The sequence below is a fragment of the Flagellimonas flava genome, from assembly GCF_050617915.1.
Lineage (GTDB): Bacteria > Bacteroidota > Bacteroidia > Flavobacteriales > Flavobacteriaceae > Flagellimonas > Flagellimonas flava_A.
This window is the reverse complement of sequence record NZ_JBODQE010000009.1, coordinates 93,451-111,117: the sequence shown is the minus strand read 5'-3', so window position 1 is coordinate 111,117 and position 17,667 is coordinate 93,451. Positions and strand designations below refer to the sequence as shown.

18 protein-coding genes are annotated in these 17,667 nt (G+C 41.7%); 9 read left to right on the top strand and 9 right to left on the bottom strand.

Annotated features, from left to right (window positions below):
* The 7 genes from ACRHOZ_RS18335 to ACRHOZ_RS18305 form a co-directional block, all read left to right on the top strand.
* The coding region (locus ACRHOZ_RS18335) for a hypothetical protein (protein WP_431128803.1) at positions 1–1,095 on the top strand (1,095 nt) is incomplete at its 5' end.
* Between the two features lie 21 nt (positions 1,096–1,116).
* Positions 1,117–3,138 carry a gliding motility-associated C-terminal domain-containing protein gene (locus tag ACRHOZ_RS18330; RefSeq protein WP_431128800.1) on the top strand — a complete coding sequence of 674 codons (2,022 nt, stop codon included), beginning with the start codon at positions 1,117–1,119 and terminating at the stop codon, positions 3,136–3,138.
* A 47-nt stretch (positions 3,139–3,185) separates the two neighbouring features.
* Positions 3,186–4,097: a PorP/SprF family type IX secretion system membrane protein gene (locus tag ACRHOZ_RS18325; protein ID WP_431128797.1), complete on the top strand. Its 912-nt coding sequence runs from the start codon at positions 3,186–3,188 to the stop codon at positions 4,095–4,097.
* A 73-nt stretch (positions 4,098–4,170) separates the two neighbouring features.
* Positions 4,171–4,710, top strand: coding sequence for an isopentenyl-diphosphate Delta-isomerase (gene idi, locus ACRHOZ_RS18320; RefSeq protein ID WP_431128794.1), 540 nt, complete (start codon positions 4,171–4,173; stop codon positions 4,708–4,710).
* On the top strand, positions 4,700–5,107 hold the full coding sequence (locus tag ACRHOZ_RS18315; RefSeq protein ID WP_431128791.1) for a 6-pyruvoyl trahydropterin synthase family protein: 408 nt from the start codon (positions 4,700–4,702) through the stop codon (positions 5,105–5,107). The genes idi and ACRHOZ_RS18315 overlap by 11 nt, the downstream gene beginning before the upstream one ends.
* A gap of 1 nt (position 5,108) precedes the next feature.
* A complete protein-coding gene (locus tag ACRHOZ_RS18310; RefSeq protein WP_431128788.1) occupies positions 5,109–6,077 on the top strand; it encodes a type I phosphomannose isomerase catalytic subunit in 969 nt (322 codons plus the stop codon).
* A gap of 24 nt (positions 6,078–6,101) precedes the next feature.
* Positions 6,102–6,374, top strand: coding sequence for a hypothetical protein (locus ACRHOZ_RS18305; RefSeq protein WP_431128785.1), 273 nt, complete (start codon positions 6,102–6,104; stop codon positions 6,372–6,374).
* A 3-nt stretch (positions 6,375–6,377) separates the two neighbouring features.
* Here ACRHOZ_RS18305 and ACRHOZ_RS18300 read toward each other — a convergent pair whose 3' ends face one another.
* Genes ACRHOZ_RS18300 through ACRHOZ_RS18285 form a run of 4 tightly spaced genes read right to left on the bottom strand, consistent with a single transcriptional unit; the run spans position 6,378 to position 11,413 of the window.
* Positions 6,378–7,073: a DUF4369 domain-containing protein gene (locus ACRHOZ_RS18300; RefSeq protein WP_431128782.1), complete on the bottom strand. Its 696-nt coding sequence runs from the start codon at positions 7,071–7,073 to the stop codon at positions 6,378–6,380.
* A gap of 45 nt (positions 7,074–7,118) precedes the next feature.
* On the bottom strand, positions 7,119–8,381 hold the full coding sequence (locus ACRHOZ_RS18295; RefSeq protein WP_431128779.1) for a DUF819 domain-containing protein: 1,263 nt from the start codon (positions 8,379–8,381) through the stop codon (positions 7,119–7,121).
* A 34-nt stretch (positions 8,382–8,415) separates the two neighbouring features.
* Entirely contained in the window at positions 8,416–9,213 is a 798-nt protein-coding gene (locus ACRHOZ_RS18290; protein ID WP_431128776.1) for a Cof-type HAD-IIB family hydrolase, read from the bottom strand.
* A 1-nt stretch (position 9,214) separates the two neighbouring features.
* Complete coding sequence (locus ACRHOZ_RS18285; protein ID WP_431128773.1) at positions 9,215–11,413, bottom strand: DUF5916 domain-containing protein; 2,199 nt, start codon at positions 11,411–11,413, stop codon at positions 9,215–9,217.
* A 164-nt stretch (positions 11,414–11,577) separates the two neighbouring features.
* On the opposite strand from ACRHOZ_RS18285, the gene ACRHOZ_RS18280 reads away from it, so the two are divergent.
* A complete protein-coding gene (locus ACRHOZ_RS18280; protein ID WP_431128770.1) occupies positions 11,578–12,348 on the top strand; it encodes a S1/P1 nuclease in 771 nt (256 codons plus the stop codon).
* Positions 12,349–12,351: 3 nt separating this feature from the next.
* Here ACRHOZ_RS18280 and ACRHOZ_RS18275 read toward each other — a convergent pair whose 3' ends face one another.
* Entirely contained in the window at positions 12,352–12,948 is a 597-nt protein-coding gene (locus ACRHOZ_RS18275; protein WP_431128767.1) for an alpha-ketoglutarate-dependent dioxygenase AlkB family protein, read from the bottom strand.
* A gap of 1 nt (position 12,949) precedes the next feature.
* Entirely contained in the window at positions 12,950–13,819 is an 870-nt protein-coding gene (locus tag ACRHOZ_RS18270) for an AraC family transcriptional regulator (RefSeq protein ID WP_420399011.1), read from the bottom strand.
* A 210-nt stretch (positions 13,820–14,029) separates the two neighbouring features.
* On the opposite strand from ACRHOZ_RS18270, the gene ACRHOZ_RS18265 reads away from it, so the two are divergent.
* Complete coding sequence (locus ACRHOZ_RS18265) at positions 14,030–14,380, top strand: hypothetical protein (protein ID WP_431128764.1); 351 nt, start codon at positions 14,030–14,032, stop codon at positions 14,378–14,380.
* A 606-nt stretch (positions 14,381–14,986) separates the two neighbouring features.
* On the opposite strand, the gene ACRHOZ_RS18260 is transcribed toward ACRHOZ_RS18265, so the two are convergent.
* The 3 genes from ACRHOZ_RS18260 to ACRHOZ_RS18250 form a co-directional block, all read right to left on the bottom strand.
* Entirely contained in the window at positions 14,987–15,622 is a 636-nt protein-coding gene (locus ACRHOZ_RS18260) for an MOSC domain-containing protein (protein ID WP_431128761.1), read from the bottom strand.
* 62 nt (positions 15,623–15,684) lie between these two features.
* The gene (locus ACRHOZ_RS18255) at positions 15,685–16,038 is read right to left on the bottom strand and encodes a DUF6249 domain-containing protein (protein ID WP_431128758.1); all 354 of its coding nucleotides are present in this window, start codon (positions 16,036–16,038) and stop codon (positions 15,685–15,687) included.
* 397 nt (positions 16,039–16,435) lie between these two features.
* On the bottom strand, positions 16,436–17,593 hold the full coding sequence (locus ACRHOZ_RS18250; RefSeq protein WP_431128755.1) for an Omp28-related outer membrane protein: 1,158 nt from the start codon (positions 17,591–17,593) through the stop codon (positions 16,436–16,438).
* Positions 17,594–17,667: the final 74 nt, after the last annotated feature.

Here is a 17,667-nt window from a genome sequence, read left to right as displayed (position 1 = left end):
GGGAACTCTGTTGATTTAAGTGGATATGTGAACACAGACGCACAGACCCTTTCTTTAAGCGGGACTGACCTGTCCATCAGTGGAGGTAACACGGTTGACATCAGCAGTATTGATACGGATACCGACGATCAGACTTTAAGTTTGACGGGCAACACCCTTGCCATTGCCGATGGGAACTCTGTTGATTTAAGTGGATATGTGAACACAGACGCACAGACCCTTTCTTTAAGCGGGACTGACCTGTCCATTAGTGGAGGTAACACAGTCGACATCAGCTCCATCGACACGGATACGGATGACCAGACCTTGAGTCTTTCTGGAACTGACCTTACTATTGTAGATGGAAATACCGTTGATATCTCCAGTATAAATACGGATGGACAAACCTTGGGTCTCAGTGGAACCAATCTTTCCATTAGCGGAGGAAATACCATAGATATCAGCAGCATTGATACAGATACTGATGACCAGACCTTAAGCCTGTCGGGGACAAACTTGTCTATAGTGGATGGTAACACGATTGACATCAGTTCCATAGATACCGATACAGATGACCAAACGGTGGATAGCTTTACTTTCAACTCCGGTACCGGAGAGCTTGCGATTTCCTTACAGGACGATGGTGCTGCCCCAGTTACCGTGGACATAAGTGCTGTGAGTACCGATGATCAAAACGCCAGCGAAGTAGATTTGGTTACCCCTGTGGACATGGATGAAGCGGGAGAAGCATCGCCTACAAACGAAACAACGGTAGAAGAGGCTATTCAAGCCATTGCACCCATTACATCAAAAGCTGCGCGTATTTTCTACCCACCTTCAATTGCTGTACCTGCATCTTCGGTAGGAGCGGCAACGCCAATTGATTTACATGCCCAGTATGTGGCCCAATATGGAAGCCCAGCAGTTAGCAACCCCTCGGCACCGAGTGCTATTCCAACCTATGCAGCCAATGAATTGCATTATTATATCACCTATTATGATACAAGTGTATTCTCTGGGGTATCTATCAGTGACGCAGGAGTTATGTCTTATACAGTAGATGCGGTACCAACAGGTTACAATTCATTGATCAATGTTGTATTCGTTGTAAAATAACATAAAGACTGAACAAAGATTTTGAGATTATTTGCCCCACATAAATCTTTATTAATACCACTGCTGGTTCTGTTTTTTGGAACCCAGTTGTCACAAGCACAATTCTTGCTGCAAGCTCCCAATAGTGGTGACGAAACCAACTATCAATGGTATGAGGCCTCGGATTTGGGAACCGTTTTGGGAACAGACTTTTTTTACGAAGCCACCCAACCTGGAGTGTATTTTGCTACCTATGACGGAACGCTTTGTGGATCCAATGCCACCGGATACTTTATTTTAACGGATTGTGCTGCTCCAGATAATCAGGTTACTTTGAATATAGCCGCAAGTATTCCCTCGGGAGCCACAGTGAGTTGGAACCCTGCGCTCTCAGGAGATCAGACCCAACCCACAGTGACCAGCACGCAGACCGTGGAACGCTATGTGGCCACCATAAGCAAAGCAGGGAATTCCAGCGAACTCCCACGATTCACAGTAGTTTGTATGAGTCAATCCGGTAATTTGGTGGACGATATTGTTTCTGTGGATGAGGATGCCAGTGTGGTAGTGGATATTTTCGCCAATGATACGGATTTACCAACCGATGGCATTCTTACTACAACAGATCCCCCTAACGGAAGTGTGACAATTAATGATAATGGCACGGCCAATGACCCAACGGACGATATTGTGACTTACATACCGGATCCAGATTTCAACGGAACCGACACTTTTGACTATACCTTATGCAACTTATTTGGGGCATGCAGCACGGCAACGGTAACTGTTGATGTGCTCCCAATTGTGGATGCTTTGGATGATTCGGTAGCTACAGATCAGGATGTTGCCTTGGACATTGATATGTTGGGCAATGACAATGATCTACCGCTTACCGGAAGTATTACCACCACAAGCCCTACAAATGGAACCATCGTCTTAAATGATAATGGAACACCGACCAATCCTTCGGATGATTTCATTACGTATACCCCAAATCCGGGCTATTTGGGTACTGATTCCCTGGATTATACCATTTGTGATGGCGCGGCTAACTGTAGTACTGCCACCATTACCATTATGGTGAATGTTCCTACCATCGATTTAGATGCTGATAATGATGGAATTGTTGACGCTTTTGAGGACTTGAACACGGATAATGATAACGATCCCACTACGGACCCAACCGATACGGATGCGGATGGTATTCCTGATTATCTGGACATAGACAGTGATAACGATGGTATTCCAGATAATGTGGAGGCCCAACCCACATTCGGATATATTCCACCTAGTTTGACAGATGCCAATGACAATGGCTTGGATGATGCTTACGAAAATGGAGGAAACGTGGGATTGATTCCAGTTGATACTGAAGGAGATGGCATTCCGGATTATGTAGATGATGATAGTGATGATGATAATGTACCGGACCTAATTGAAGGAAATGACCGAGATCAAGATGGAATTGCCGATGTAACCATAACAGGGTCAGATAAGGACAATGATGGACTTGATGATGCATTTGAGGGTTCAACAGCCATAGATATCGATGTCAATGATGAAATAGATGATCCAATTACCAACTTGATGGATACCGATTCGGATGGGGTGCTAGATTATAGAGATGAGGACGATGATGATGACGGAATTGCCACCATTGACGAAGATTTAAATGGTGACGGCAACTACGCTAATGACGATTCGGATGGAGATAATATACCGAACTATCTTGATTCTGATCTTGGCCCAACCCAGGTTGATGCCATTGATGTGATCAATGTGATAACGCCAAATGGAGACGGGATCCATGATGTATTCACCATAAATAATTTAGAAGATTATCCAAACAACACAGTAAAGATTTATAACAGATGGGGTGTGCAGGTCTACGCAACCAAGTCATACAACACCACCGGAAATGTCTTCGATGGCACTTCTGAAGGAAGGGTAACTGTTAACAAGGATAACAAACTCCCAGTAGGTACGTATTTCTATATCATAGACTACCAAGACCCAACAGGAAGAATGAACCAACTATCAGGCTACCTATACATTAACCGATAAACGAATTTGAAGCTGTGGTAAAGGATATTAGGAAAAAAATAAAATGGTTGCGGATTTTGATAGTGTTGTGCTTGGCTCCTTCGATTCATGCACAACAGGATGCCCAGTATACCCAATACATGTATAACACGGTAAGTGTAAATCCTGGTTACGCGGGCTCCCGTGGGCATTTAAGCATAGCCGCCCTGTATAGGAACCAATGGTTGGGATTGGATGGGGCACCTGAAACCCAAACGCTCAACGTACACACCCCTTTGGGATACCGAGGTGTTGGCCTTGGTCTTTCCGTGGTAAATGATAAAATTGGGCCCACCTCGGAAACCTATTTTGATGTGGATTTCTCCTATACCATTCAAACTTCTTTTGACGGTAAACTGAGCTTTGGTCTTAAGGCCAGTGCCCACATGTTGGACATTCGATATTCGGAATTGGACGAATTTGAGATTGATCCACAATTACAGGCGCAACAAGACATCCGTAATAAGTTTTCACCAAATATCGGAGCTGGAGTGTATTATCATACCGATCGATTTTATGCGGGTGCGTCTGTGCCCAGATTACTGGAAACTACGCATTTTGATCAAGCCTCGGTATCTACCGCCAAAGAACGTATCAATTGGTATATGATTACCGGCTACGTTTGGGATATCAATCCCTTCTTAAAGTTCAAACCAACCATTTTGGGTAAAATGGTCCAAGGGGCTCCTTTGCAAGTGGACCTCTCGGCCAATTTCATGCTGAACGAGAAATTTGTTGGAGGAATTGCGTACCGTTGGGATGCTGCCTTCAGTGGGCTTGTTGGCTTCCGACTGTCCGATGAAATCTTTTTGGGACTCGCCTACGATCGGGAAATTACGGATTTGGGTGCTGCCACATTTAATGATGGCTCTTTTGAAGTAATCTTCAGATACGATTTCATCAAGAATTTGGGAAACCTAAAATCCCCTCGATTCTTCTAAATAATTCACCAAAAGCCACATTTTTTAGAAACTCTTAGGGCTTAAATCGTGACAAAGGTCATATTTTTACCCCATGGAAGAGGAAAAGGTGATATTGGTCAACACCAATGATGAACCCATTGGTTTGATGCCCAAGATGGAAGCCCATGAAAAAGCAGTACTTCACAGAGCTTTTTCCGTTTTTATTATGAACAATAAGGGGGAGACCATGTTGCAACAACGGGCCAAGGATAAATACCATTCCCCACTTTTATGGACCAACACCTGTTGCAGCCACCAACGTGACGGTGAAACCAATATTCAAGCTGGTCAAAGGCGATTGATGGAGGAAATGGGATTTTCCACAGAGCTTCGAGAGCTGTTTTCTTTTATTTACAAAGCTCCTTTTGATAATGGGTTGACAGAACATGAGCTAGATCATGTGATGATGGGGCATTACAATGATTCGCCACAAATAAATCCTGAGGAAGTTGAAGGTTGGAAATGGATGCAACCTTCGGATATCAAGCAGGACATAGCCCTAAATCCAGATAGGTATACGGCTTGGTTCAAGATTATTTTTGAGCGTTTTTACAATTACCTAACCGATAATAATACCGAACATGAAGGTTAAGGCAAGCAGAAAGGCAAGTTTCAATGCTGCGCATCGTTTGTTTAGGGCGGATTGGAGTGATGAAAAGAACGATGCCATTTTTGGAAAATGTAACAATCCCAGATACCACGGACACAACTATGACCTTGTTGTTAGTGTTACAGGGGAAATTGATCCAGAAACCGGTTTTGTTATGGATCTTAAGATTTTGAAAGAATTGATCAAGGAACATGTGGAAGAGGCCTTAGATCATAAAAATTTGAACTTGGATGTTCCAGAATTCAAGGATTTGAATCCCACCGCTGAAAACATTGCAATCGTAATCTGGAATAAACTAAGACCACATATTCATAAAGACAAAGAACTTGAGGTGGTGCTCTATGAAACCCCTCGAAATTTTGTAACATACTCAGGATAAAATGAACAACTACCCTTTAAAATTTACTCCCATTCTTAAAGAACGACTTTGGGGTGGTACCAAGCTAAAAGATGTACTGAACAAATCCATAGAAAGTGATATTACCGGTGAAAGCTGGGAGCTTTCCGGGGTTGATGGAGATATTTCGGTGGTTGAAAATGGAGATTTGAAGGGCACTTCATTGCAAGAACTGATTCAAAGTAATGGAGAGTCCTTATTGGGTAAAAGTGTGGTTGAGCGCTTTGGGTTGGATTTTCCCATTTTAATCAAATTTATTGATGCCAAACAAGACTTATCCATTCAGTTGCACCCTAATGACGAATTGGCCAAAAAAAGGCATAATTCCTTTGGAAAAACCGAAATGTGGTATGTGATGGACGCCGATCCAGGAGCAAAACTGATTGTGGGTTTTAACAGGGATGTGGAAAAGGAAGAGTATGTAAAAAGCTTGGAGGAAGGAACCTTGGAAAGTTTAATGAACTATGAGGAAGTAGCTGAAGGGGATACCTTTTTCATCAATACAGGCAAAATCCATGCAATTGGAGCTGGGGTATTGCTGGCCGAAATCCAGCAGACTTCAGATGTTACCTACAGGGTTTTCGACTTTAACCGAAGGGATAAAAACGGAAATCTCCGGGAATTGCACACTGAATTGGCTTTGGATGCCATGGACTATGCCAAGAAGGATGATTTCAAAGTGAATTATTCCAATGAACAGGACAGGGTAAATGAAATGGTGGATTGCCCATATTTCAAAACCAACTTTATGGAACTCACCAACTCCTTGGAACAGGATGTAACAAACAGGGATTCCTTTAGCATTTACATGTGTGTGGGAGGGGAAGCGAACATAAGCAATGATGGAGGCAGTGCACTTATAAGGAAAGGTGAAACAGTATTGGTTCCTGCTGCCAGCACAAAAATTAACATTGCTACAGAAGGAGTCAAACTTTTAGAAGTAACCATTTAATAGTACATTTGAAAAAACACTAGTATGGCAAGTATTCGCGATTTAAAGAAAGATGTCAATTTTGTCTTGGGAGACATTATTGAGGCGGTTTACCTGTGGGAAGCTGGTTCTGACAAAAAGGATTCAGAAGAGGGAACCGTAATCATTGACAAAGCCATTAACGTTTTTGATGAGCTTATGGCCAAGATCCATCAAAAGGATGTGGAAAACAACAAAGCCCATTTTAAAAATATCCGAAATCTATTGGAAGAGAAGGCGACGGCTTTGGTTCAAGAGTTCAATAAGCTCTCTAACTAGATACTATTGGCCATCCAATTGCGCCCTTAGAAGTTTCCCGTACTTGGAGGAAGCTACTTGGGGTTCCAGCACCTTATAAACGGAATCCAAATATATTGGATTTACCACTTCCGCTACCGTTGTCATAAGATAGGGGGTAACATAAGAATCTCCATTGATCAACCCAAAATTTAATGCGTATCTATACGTGCCAAGTACGTTTCTATCGATAAGTCTTTGAATGGAATCCTGTTTAAGGGTATCTTCTTGAAATTCAGGTTGGGCGGCCAACTGAAACAATTCCAATTCACGTATCCCGAATTGTGACATCATATCATTGAATTCCTCTAGCTTTTTATTGCTGATGGAACCGGAAATTTCAGGGTTTAGGTCAAAAGTATTCCAATTTGTATTGATGGTGATGTCTCCCGATTCTCCAAAAAAGGTAATACGGTCGTTGAGGTCGTTGTTGTCTTGTTTGTTCAGATAGAGGTAGAATACATCGGGTTCATCCAATTCATGGGCAAAAACAAAATTCCCATCACCTTGAATCTCAACAGAATCCAAAACAACTAAATTAGAGTCCTTAAAATGTTGAAGGTATAAGGTTCCCTTTTTAAGTCCTTTGATGTTACCCAAGACCGTCATTGTATTTTCGGTTTTGCTTGCACAGGATACCAAAAGCACAAGGAGGGTCAAAACTGATAAAATCCGCTTCATGAATAAATTTTTTGCGTGGCAAATATGCATAAACTTATGGAATAATTAAACCTTGGAAGCAACTTCCATCAGCAAAGCACATAAATAAGCGCCCGCGGTACCCACCACATATCCAAAAACGGCCAGCAAAATCCCAACCGAGGTCAAGGAGGGGTGAAACTCTGCCGCTACAACTGGTGCTGAAGCAGCCCCGCCTACATTGGCTTGACTGCCCACTGCCAAAAAGAAGTAAGGTGCCTTGATTAATTTGGCCACCAAGATCAATAAACCTGCGTGGATGGTAATCCAAACCAGCCCAATGGCAATGAGTCCTGGATTTTCCATAACCCGGCCCAAATCCATTTTCATCCCAATGGTTGCCACCAAAATGTAGATGAACATGCCTCCGATCTTACTGGCCCCTGCCCCCTCGTAGTTTTTGGCTTTGGTAAAGGAAAGACCTATCCCAATTGTGGTTGCAAAAACCACCATCCATAGAAATTTGGAGCCTAGGGACGACAGAATTTTTTCTTTGTTTCGGATGACTTCAAAATTGGCTTCCAAAAACTCCGCAAAGTGATGTCCCGCTAAATGAGCAATTCCAACCCCTGCAAAAGCATAAAGCAACATCATCATAAAATCATGTAAGGAAGTCACGCGCGCTATTTTCGCGGTATGCGTACTGACTTTTTCCTTCAGTTCCTCAATGGATGAGGTATCCGCCTTCAGCCAATTATCTATTTTTTTGGTTTTACCGATACCCAATAACAGTATGGCCATCCAAAGATTGGCTACCACAATATCCACTAGCACCATTCCGCCGTACTTTTCCTGGTTAAATTGGAAAACTTCCAACATGGCAGCTTGATTGGCACCGCCACCTATCCAACTTCCGGCAATGGTGGCCAACCCACGCCATACGGCATCAAATCCATTACCGCCAACCGTTTCTGGAGAAAATATGGATACAATCAATATAGCAACGGGCCCTCCAATGATAATTCCTGCCGATCCGGTCAAAAACATGATCAATGCTTTGGAACCCAAGTTTGCAATGGCCTTTAGGTCTATGCTCAAAGTCATTAGGATCAAGGCTGCAGGCAACAAATACCGACTAGCCATATAATAGGTATTGGAGGATTTTTCATCCACGATTCCCGTACTGGCCAAGATGGCAGGCAGTAAATAGCACATGAGTACTGTTGGCACGATGCCATAGAATTTTTTCCAAAAGCCTGTCTTAATGGAGGAGGTGTAAAAAACAAAACCGAGACATAAACAGAGAAGACCAAAGATGATGGTATCTTCGGTAAAGGGTAGTTGGTTCATACAATAAATCTAGTGACTCCCAAATATAGGAAAATCAAAGATGGTCCTTGATAAATTGGGCAACCCCGTGTTCCTTATTGCTCAAAGTAACCCAATTGGCCACTTCTTTGGCTTCATCCCGCCCATTGGCAACAGCAACTCCGCAGCCAACCTTTTGAAGCATCTCCACATCATTGAAATTATCGCCAAAGGCGATTACATCTTCGAGGGTTTCATCCGAATGCAATAAAGATTGGATGGCTCCCAATTTGGAAACTGCTTTAGGTGCAATTTCTATCAAGGTGTCATTGGATCGATAGCAATTCATGGTATCGGAAAAATGGGATTCCAAAACAGGAGTTATTTCATCCATCATCTGCTTAGTACCCATAAGCATGATTTTATGCGGGCCGGTATTATTCTGTTCCCAACGTTGCAGGGTTTTGGTTGTGGTTTCAAATATGGGTTGGGCCTTTGTGTTGAAAATTTCCTTTTCCACACGTTCCGAAGTCGCCTCTACACACCACTCCTCGTTTTGATAAAGTCCCAGCTTTATCCCATGGTCATCACAAACAGCATAGAGTTCTTTAGCTTGATTAATGGATATCATAATGTTGCAAAGCTCATCCGCATTGTGCAAAACCAAGGCGCCGTTATAACAAACAAACGGATTACCTCCAATATCCATTCTATCCTGGAGATACCTCATGGACTTGGGCATTCGGGCAGAAACCAATACCACCCGCATTCGGTTCTTTATCCGATTGATTTCTGAAACTGTAAAATCTGAAACGTCATTCTTGCTGGACAGGAGGGTACCGTCCAAATCCGAACAAAGTATCTTAAAGTTCATGCTAAATATTGAGCCAATAGGTAAGCTTTAGGTTAATGGACCTATTTCTGGGCATAAAGGTATTGACAAAATAATTGTCATTGTATACCAAAAACAAATCAGAAAGAGGCGCAAAACGCCATTGTAGCCTGGAGTTGAAACCAAGATTGTCCCTCTGGTTGCTGTACTGCACCAAAGTTGACCAAAAAATGGATTTACTAAAGGTGATATCCACCCTCGGGGCCACAAGCCATATATCTGCTCTTGCATAGGGAGCGGGAAGGTCTATATGGTCATAATTGAACATCATGGACAAATTCACCTTGGGTTGGAAGCGAAGCATCATATCGCCTTCCAAAGAAAATCGTTTCCCATTAAAAAATTCCCCATAAGAGGGCTCAACACTGAAAGAAAGTGTTTTTCTTCTGTCTGATTGATATTCCAGTTCCGCTGAGGTAAAATAATAACCATTATTTTCAGGTAGGGGTACGGCACCATCCTTTCCCGTGGGATCAAATTCCTCTGTTAGATAGATGAAACGATGTTCCAACTCTGCGCTGAACTCCGAAAGGTTGGTAAACATGGCTTCCCAGCTTAGGTTGTAGAAATAATCGGTATTTTGGTAGTCCAATTGAGGTCTCCAAGTGTATACGGAGAATAGGCTGATGGAATGGCTGTTGAGCGCCTTATTTTGAGGCCAAAAGTTTCGGTTTAAGCTAGAAGCAACCTTAAAAATATCCTTTCTGGGGATAAATCCTAAATCAGACTCGAATTCCTCATCAATATAGACGATATCCAAAAACCCTCCGTAATTCTTGGCGTTATAGTTTGCAAAACCACCAAAGGAATAATTTCCCTTACTGTCATTGGGCTGAAATGATTTATGACCATAAAATTTACCGTTCCATGTATTGTCAGCACTGGCCAAATTATAATCCAAGCCCACCACGCGGTTGTATTCCTCGCTTTCATCCAAAAAATCAGGTGAGTCAAAAGACTGCCTGTTAATAAAGAACATGCTCACATTTGAACGTGAAAACACCTTTTGCTGCAAGGCCAACATCATGTTGTTGTTGGAGGCTATTTCATTGGTTTCATCTTCTTCGGTCTGAATGTTAAGAAACCCAAGTCTAAGATTATTGTTGAGTTTACCGCTTAAACGCACCCCGCCAATAATTTTGTTCTCTATGGTATTATCATCGGCATCTTTGGCAATACCAATTCGTCTGGAGAAAAACGGATTGGCATCCCTTCCTCCCCCAAAACTGGAAAAAAGGTCGCTGTTGTCAATAAAAAACTGCCGTCTTTCCGGAAGTGACACCTCAAAGCGGGTAAGGTTGGTGATAAAATTATCTACTTCTACCTGCGAAAAATCGGGATTGAGGGTAATATCCAAGTTCATTCCATTTCCAATGGCCACTTTGGCATCCCCTCCAATTTTGACGTTGTTTCTGGACTCATCATTTTCAAAATCCTTACCTGAAATCCCGTTGATATAGGGTATCAAAGCTAAGGGAGTTCTCGATTTTCCCAATGGTTTTTCAAAATGCATATCACCCATGAAGGCCAAATTGAAGACCCATTGGTTTTGGGGTATTTTGGTCCAATTGCTCCGTTCGTTGCTTTGCAAATCAAAACGGTAGCTGTTGAATCGCCATTTAGTCTCACCTTCCCTGAATTTAAAGGAGGTCAAAGGAATGGCCATTTCCGAGATGTAATACGTATCGTGAATTTTTGATTCACCGCGCCATTTCACGTCCCAGGAAGTGGTAAAACCCCTGAGGTCGTTGCCTCCACCAGAAATTAGGGCTTCCCTTCGTACGCCCAATGGGTTGATTCCAAATAGAAAGGCATTGGTTCCGTCATTAAACGTATCAAACAATAGGGTTATGTTGTCGCTGTTACCGGCGCGGTAATCCCTGCGCAAGGAGGGAGTGATATATTCCTTTCCCTCGGCTTCCTGGCGAATCCCAATATACAGGGTGGTATCATCAAAAAGCATTTTAATTTCCGTCTTTTGCTCGGCCAAAATAGAATCTGTTGGAAAGTACTGTTGAAAACCATGTGCACTTTCCGCTGTTTCCCAGACAGATTCGTCCAGAATGCCATCTACGGTAATGGGTTGGGTAATATATTTTACGGTAAAACTCTTCTCGTTGGATTGTGCGGTTAGGAGCAAAGGTGATATGGCCAAGGCCAGTACCAAACGAAGTTTCAACATACGGGTGTTTGAGTTAGATTGACAAATTTAAGGGCAACCGTAGTTAAAAAAATCCTAAAAAATACAATCGTTTGTTTTCACTTGACGAATGACTGTTTTCAATTAATCGATGAGGCGTTACAAAGTTTGATTTGTAGTTTTTACATTTGAAAAAATCATCAATCATGAGAAATCTCACCTTTCTATTTTTGCTTGTCCCCACTTTGATTTTCAGTAATACCTTTTGGGGTAAAACGGGACATCGGGTAACCGGACATATAGCCCAAAATCATTTGAACGGAAAAGCTAAAAGGGCATTAAAAGATTTATTGGACGGACACAGCTTAGCGTATGTTTCCACCTTTGCAGATGAAATCAAGGCAGATCGTAAATATTCGGGTTATTTTGCCTGGCATTTTGTGAATTATCCTTTGGGCACGCGATACGAGGATTCGGAAAAAAGTAAATACGGTGATATAATCACGGGGATAGAGGAGTGTATTCGCATAATCAAGAACAAAGAAAACAGTAAGAAGACCCGTTCTTTCCATCTTAAAATGCTGGTACATTTGATTGGCGATCTGCATCAGCCCATGCATGCCAGTAGGGCGGAGGACAAAGGCGGTAATTCCATTCAGGTGCAGTGGTTTGGGGAAGGAAGCAATTTGCATAGGGTATGGGACAAAAACCTGATTGAATCCTACGGCATGACCTATACGGAATTGGCCACTGAACTGGACCATTTGAGCCGTAAGGAACGTAAGAAAGTACAGGAGGGAACCATATACGACTGGGTTGAGGAGTCTCATGAAATATGTGCCGATATTTACGACTCGGCCAAAACGGGAGACAAGCTCGGCTACCAGTATGGCTATAAATATAATGAGGTACTTTTCCAACAGCTTCAAAGAGGAGGATTTCGTTTAGCCAAGGTGCTCAATGATCTTTTTGACTAGCGCCTACTTGATTACCCTAAACGTTAGATTGATTCGTCCACCAATCTTCTTTGAGGTTTTAGGGATTTGATGCTGCCAAAAATGTTGTGTTGTCCCTTTCATGATCAATAAGCTCCCATGCTGCAATAGTATTTTGGACTTTATTCCTTTGTCTGTCTTGTTTCTCAAATGAAAAAAGCGTTCGGCGCCCAGACTTACCGAAGCAATTATTGGGTTTGTTCCCAATTCCTTTTCGTCATCGGAATGCCAGCCGTTGCTGTCTTTTCCATCCCTATAAAAGTTAAGTAGGCAGGTGGTAAAGGTGATCTGGGCCAATTGCTCCACCTCATTTTTAATTTGTTGCAATTCAGGTGTAAAGCTGTGTGGGTTCATGGTAATTCCAGAATAGGAATAGGTTTTGTCATTATCGGCATATAGAGCCGTGAGTCTTGGTTGGGGATGGGTTTTGCCAAAAACAGTAATTTGATCCTGCTGCCAAGGTATAGTTTCACCCAGTATTCGGAAGAAGTGGTTGGCCCGTTCAGGACTTAGAAATGAAGGATGATAAATAATATCAGCGTTTGGCAGATCCAAGTTTATTTTGGTGTCAAAAAGCTCCATTTTATTTGAGGACTTTTCTCAATTGGTTTCTGTACTCCGATGGATTTTGCCCTGTAAAGGCCTTAAAACTTTTATTGAAGTGTGAAAAATTGTTGAATCCACTTTCATAACATACCTCAGTGATGCTGATGGGCTGCTCCGCCAAAAGTTTGGAGGCATGTACCAACCGATATTCATTCACAAATTGGGTAAAGGTTTTATGGGTTATTTTTTTGAAGTATCTGCAAAAAGAGGGAACGGTCATACTAACTAAATCCGCAATTTCTTCCAAGCTTATATCCTCCTTGAAATTAGCCTTTACATGGTTAAAAACAATATTGATCCTGTCATTGTCCTTGACCTCGGTCTCCATGGAAAAACCTTCGGCATTCAACACTTTGATTTCTTCCGAGGTTGCCAATTGGTTTAAAATGTTCAGGATAGAGAGCAAACGCTGAAAATCTGTCTGATACTCCAAAATTTCCATTTTTTCTCCCACCTTGAGCTTCGTTTTTCCAAAGAAGGCAATACCACCTTTTGCCACTTCAAACAATGTTTGAATATTCTTCATTTCCGGGATATTAAAGAAGTCATTTCCCAGAAAATCCAATTTCATCTGTACAATGGTCTCACTTTTATTGCCGGTCAACTTATCTGTAAAACCACAATGAGGCAGATTGGATCCGATTAAGATTAGATCCCCGTTCCTGAAATAGGAGACATGGCTGCCAATTTGCCTTTTGCCAGACCCCCCGTTTATATAGACCAACTCCAATTCTGGGTGATAGTGCCAAGCATTGTTTTTGTTTTCGTTGTTCTCGTTAAACTTTTGGTAGGTAAACGAGTGCCCGAAAGTAGGTTCAATAGCTTCAAAAGCGGGCTTCTGTTTCATCGCGTTCAATTTTATTTGGTATTGTAAAATTAAGGTGCTTTAAACCAAGCTGCTATGCAAAATTACCTAAAATATGTGCTATTTTAACCTTAACACCATATTAACATGCTCAATAGGGTAAAATTGAACATAAATTGGAAAATAGGGTAGTGTTGGGAGCTGAATTGCCATAGTAGTTTTGTCTTGTAATTATTAAAAAAACGAAACGTTATGAAATCAGTTTTGAATTATGTTACAGTAGCAGCATTCCTTTTGGGTACAATGGGATATGCAAACGGACCTGCAAAAAGCGAGGTAGAGAAAAATTTGATCAACATTGAACTTGATCCTGTATTTGTAAAGAAAGGAGACAAATTGTTTGTGAACCTTTTGAACCTATCCAAGGAGAAAGTAACTCTAAAAGTATATGACAGTCAAAACAGGCTGGTTTTCAAAGAAACTGTGAGTGGTGAACTTGTGGTTGAAAAAGCTTTCAATTTTGAAAAGGCCTTTAAAGACAGCTATACTGTAGTGGTAGTTAACGAATCTGGTACCTATAAGGAGACCATGAGCGTAAAATAAGTTTGTTTAGTTAAATTCAGTTTTGAGGGAGGCCCAATTTTGGGCCTCTTTTTTTGTGGTTAAACAAAAAAAGACCTGCCGGGAAAAGAAAAGCCCATTGCACCCGACAGGCCAAAAAGAACACTAACTAATTACATCACTTCAATCGTAATCTTGGATTGCAATGGTTCTGTTGCACTAAGGTCCAAAAGTACATCGGGATTGTAACCTTTTTCTATCCCAATGGACGTATGCCTGCTTTGAATTGACGGATGCCTGTTTTCAATTGACGGATTTTCAATGGACAATGTTCAATTAACAATATTCAATTCATTTGACCCAAGACTCTAGAGCCAAGATGCTAGGTGCTGGATGCTAGGTGTTGGATGTAGGATGCTGGATGCTGGATGTGGGATGCTTGATGTGGGATGCTTGATGTGGGATGCTGGATGTTCAAAATAGGCAATCTTTAAACACCAAACACCAAACACCAGACATCAGACTCAAGACCCAAGAGCCAAGATGCTAGGTGCTGGATGTAGGATGTTCATTGAGATAAGCCGTTTTCAACTTTGCATTTTCCACTATTTGACCGCTGAACGCTGAACTTGAAACTTGCGCTTGAACCTATTTCAGAAACCTCCGCATCTTGTCCCTTTTCCGTTGTGGTAAGGCCTCATTTGCCAAAGCCAACTGTATCTGCTCTGCGTCTTTTTTTCGGGTAAAAAGCAGTTGATAAAATTGTTGGGTGGTCAAAGGATTTGGAGATTCCTCAACCAAAACAAATTCATCCCCAACCTGGACTTGACCAACTTCCAAAACCCGTATATAAGTTCCTGGATACCCGTGATCAATGAATGTTTTTAAAATGTCCTGGTCATCAAATCGAATTCCCAGTTTAAAACAGGGCTCCCGTGGTTGCGTAACTTGAACCAAGGCAGTACCCACTTTGTAGATATTTCCAATTTTAAGGGTGGTCTCATCCAAGCCTTCAACAGTCAAGTTTTCCCCAAACATGCCCCAATCCCAATCTAGGTTGGGGTACTTTTCCTTCCAATAGGGATATTGTTCTTTTGCAAAGAGATAACAGGCCTTAAAAACGCCTCCATGCACTTTTCTGTCGCTGATATTGTCCTGGGCAACACTTTCAGATTCCAAGGTAATAGGTTCGTTTACAGGGTACTTGAAAATCCCCGTGGTGGTTTCCTGACCGTTCCAGACTATGGGGGTGGGCTTGCCTAAATTGGTAGAGATGATTCGCATAGGCTGAAATTAAAAAAACCACCGGGATTACCGATGGTCTTTAACAGAAAGATATTCTTTTTTTATCCCTTTTTCTCGAACCTTTTGGTGATGAAAAAACCCACCATCAAGCCAACTCCTGCCATTAGAAAGATGGTTCCGGGAAATGCTATTTCCTCATCCAAGCCCAAACCGTTGACCATGGAAGAACCTAAAAAGATGGCAATTCCTATACTCATAAGAAGAACGGCAAAATTGATCAATACAATTTTCCAGGTGGACAGTTCGCCATCGTCCTTGGACTTGAAAAAGATACTGGCATCCACCCCTTTTTCTATTAAGGCCAGTCGTTCTTTATTGCGAGTGGAAAAATAGAGGTAACAAATTGCGAAAACTACCAGAAAAAAGCTGATTGGAATTAAAATTGCTTCTGCCATGTTGTTCGTTTTTTAATTGATTAATAAACTCGTTTTGCGATAAGACGACACTTTTTTTGATGAGGTTACAGTTCATCTTGTATATTTCCGTGGTGAATTTGAAGACACCTTAACTCAAAAACCGTCAGTTCGAGTTTTTTCCGAAGGAAAAAGTACCTGCCTGCCGGCAGGCAGGTCGAGAACAATGGTTTTCTTATAAAATTCTAATTCTCGATGTATTTGACCCAAGACCCAAGACCCAAGACCCAAGATGCTGGATGCTAGTTGTTGGGTGTTCTAGGGATGAGGTGGTTTTCCATTTCCTGAACTTGAATTTTAGATCAAATGAAAAAGCCCCACCAATTCAAATGAAATCTGGCAGGGCTAAAGACAAATGTTTATGTCAAACTATATGGTCTTAATCGTAATCTTGTACGGCTAGGGAGCCATCCCCATTCACCGTTAATAGCTGGGCATTAAGTATATATTTTTGGTCTATGGACTCCCCATTTTTGGCGACGAACGCGACAATCTTTAGATTATCCGTATTGTAATTACTTAGGTCACTGATTTTGAACATGCGTTGAAATTTTCCTTGCTCAGCAATTACTTCGTTTGGTATTTCAAGGCCTTCTAACGGTGTCAAAGCCTCACGAAAAACATCGTTGTGTACATAGTCAGTTATATAGCTTAGTTCATTATGAAATGGATGGGATTGAAAGTCGTCCCCATACTCATAGCTGTAATAATTGAATTGACCTTCAACCAATCCGTCTTCCAAGAGATAAACATGTAATGCAACTTTTTCTAATTCGCCGTTAAAACCTGCTTCCAAAAATATTTCCAGTTCGTTGTCATTGTTGATCATGGTGCTTATGGCCATTCCTGTTTGGGCAGATTCATCACTTAGCTCTTCCATATTGGCTTCCCATTCTTGTCTACTCATTATATAATCTCCGCTTTCAATAGAAGCTCTACGATTTATCATGCCTCCCGGTATTGCTTGGACATTGAAGATGTCATTTATGTAAGTATAAAATGACTCATTGGTCAAGTAGCCACTATCATTGTAGAAATAAGAGGCGATAACATTGTCATAGTTTTCTGCAAGGTCGGAGACTTTAAGAGGGGCATCCACGCTCCAACCACTCCAAGTTCCTGAAACGACTTCCAAAAGAATTTTTCGAGTGTATTCTTCTGGGTTTTCGGTAAACTGGATGGTCAAATCTCCTGAATACGAACAGGTTCCGTTGTCGGATTCTGCATCTTCATTGAAGTTTTCGGCTAGCGGGTCGGTGCAATTGTATAAACAGGAACCGTTGTCAAGGGTGGCACTGGAATTATAATTAATACTATTGGGATCCATACAGCCCTCAACTTCAGCTTTGGGAAGGATACAAGACCCGTCATCTTCGGTGGCATTTGCGTTGTAGTTGGTAGCATCTGGATTGGTACAGCCTGAAATTTGTTGAGGTTCTGGATCTTTGGGATCGTCTTTGGAGCAATTGATAAATAGAACTGTTAAAACACCTAAAAAAAGGTAGTACGCAATTTTTTTGATTTGGAAAGTTTTCATGATAAAGCAGGTTTGTTCCTAAATTAATTTTCAGGAAAAATAAACCAGCTTACCTCAAGAAATATCTAGTAATG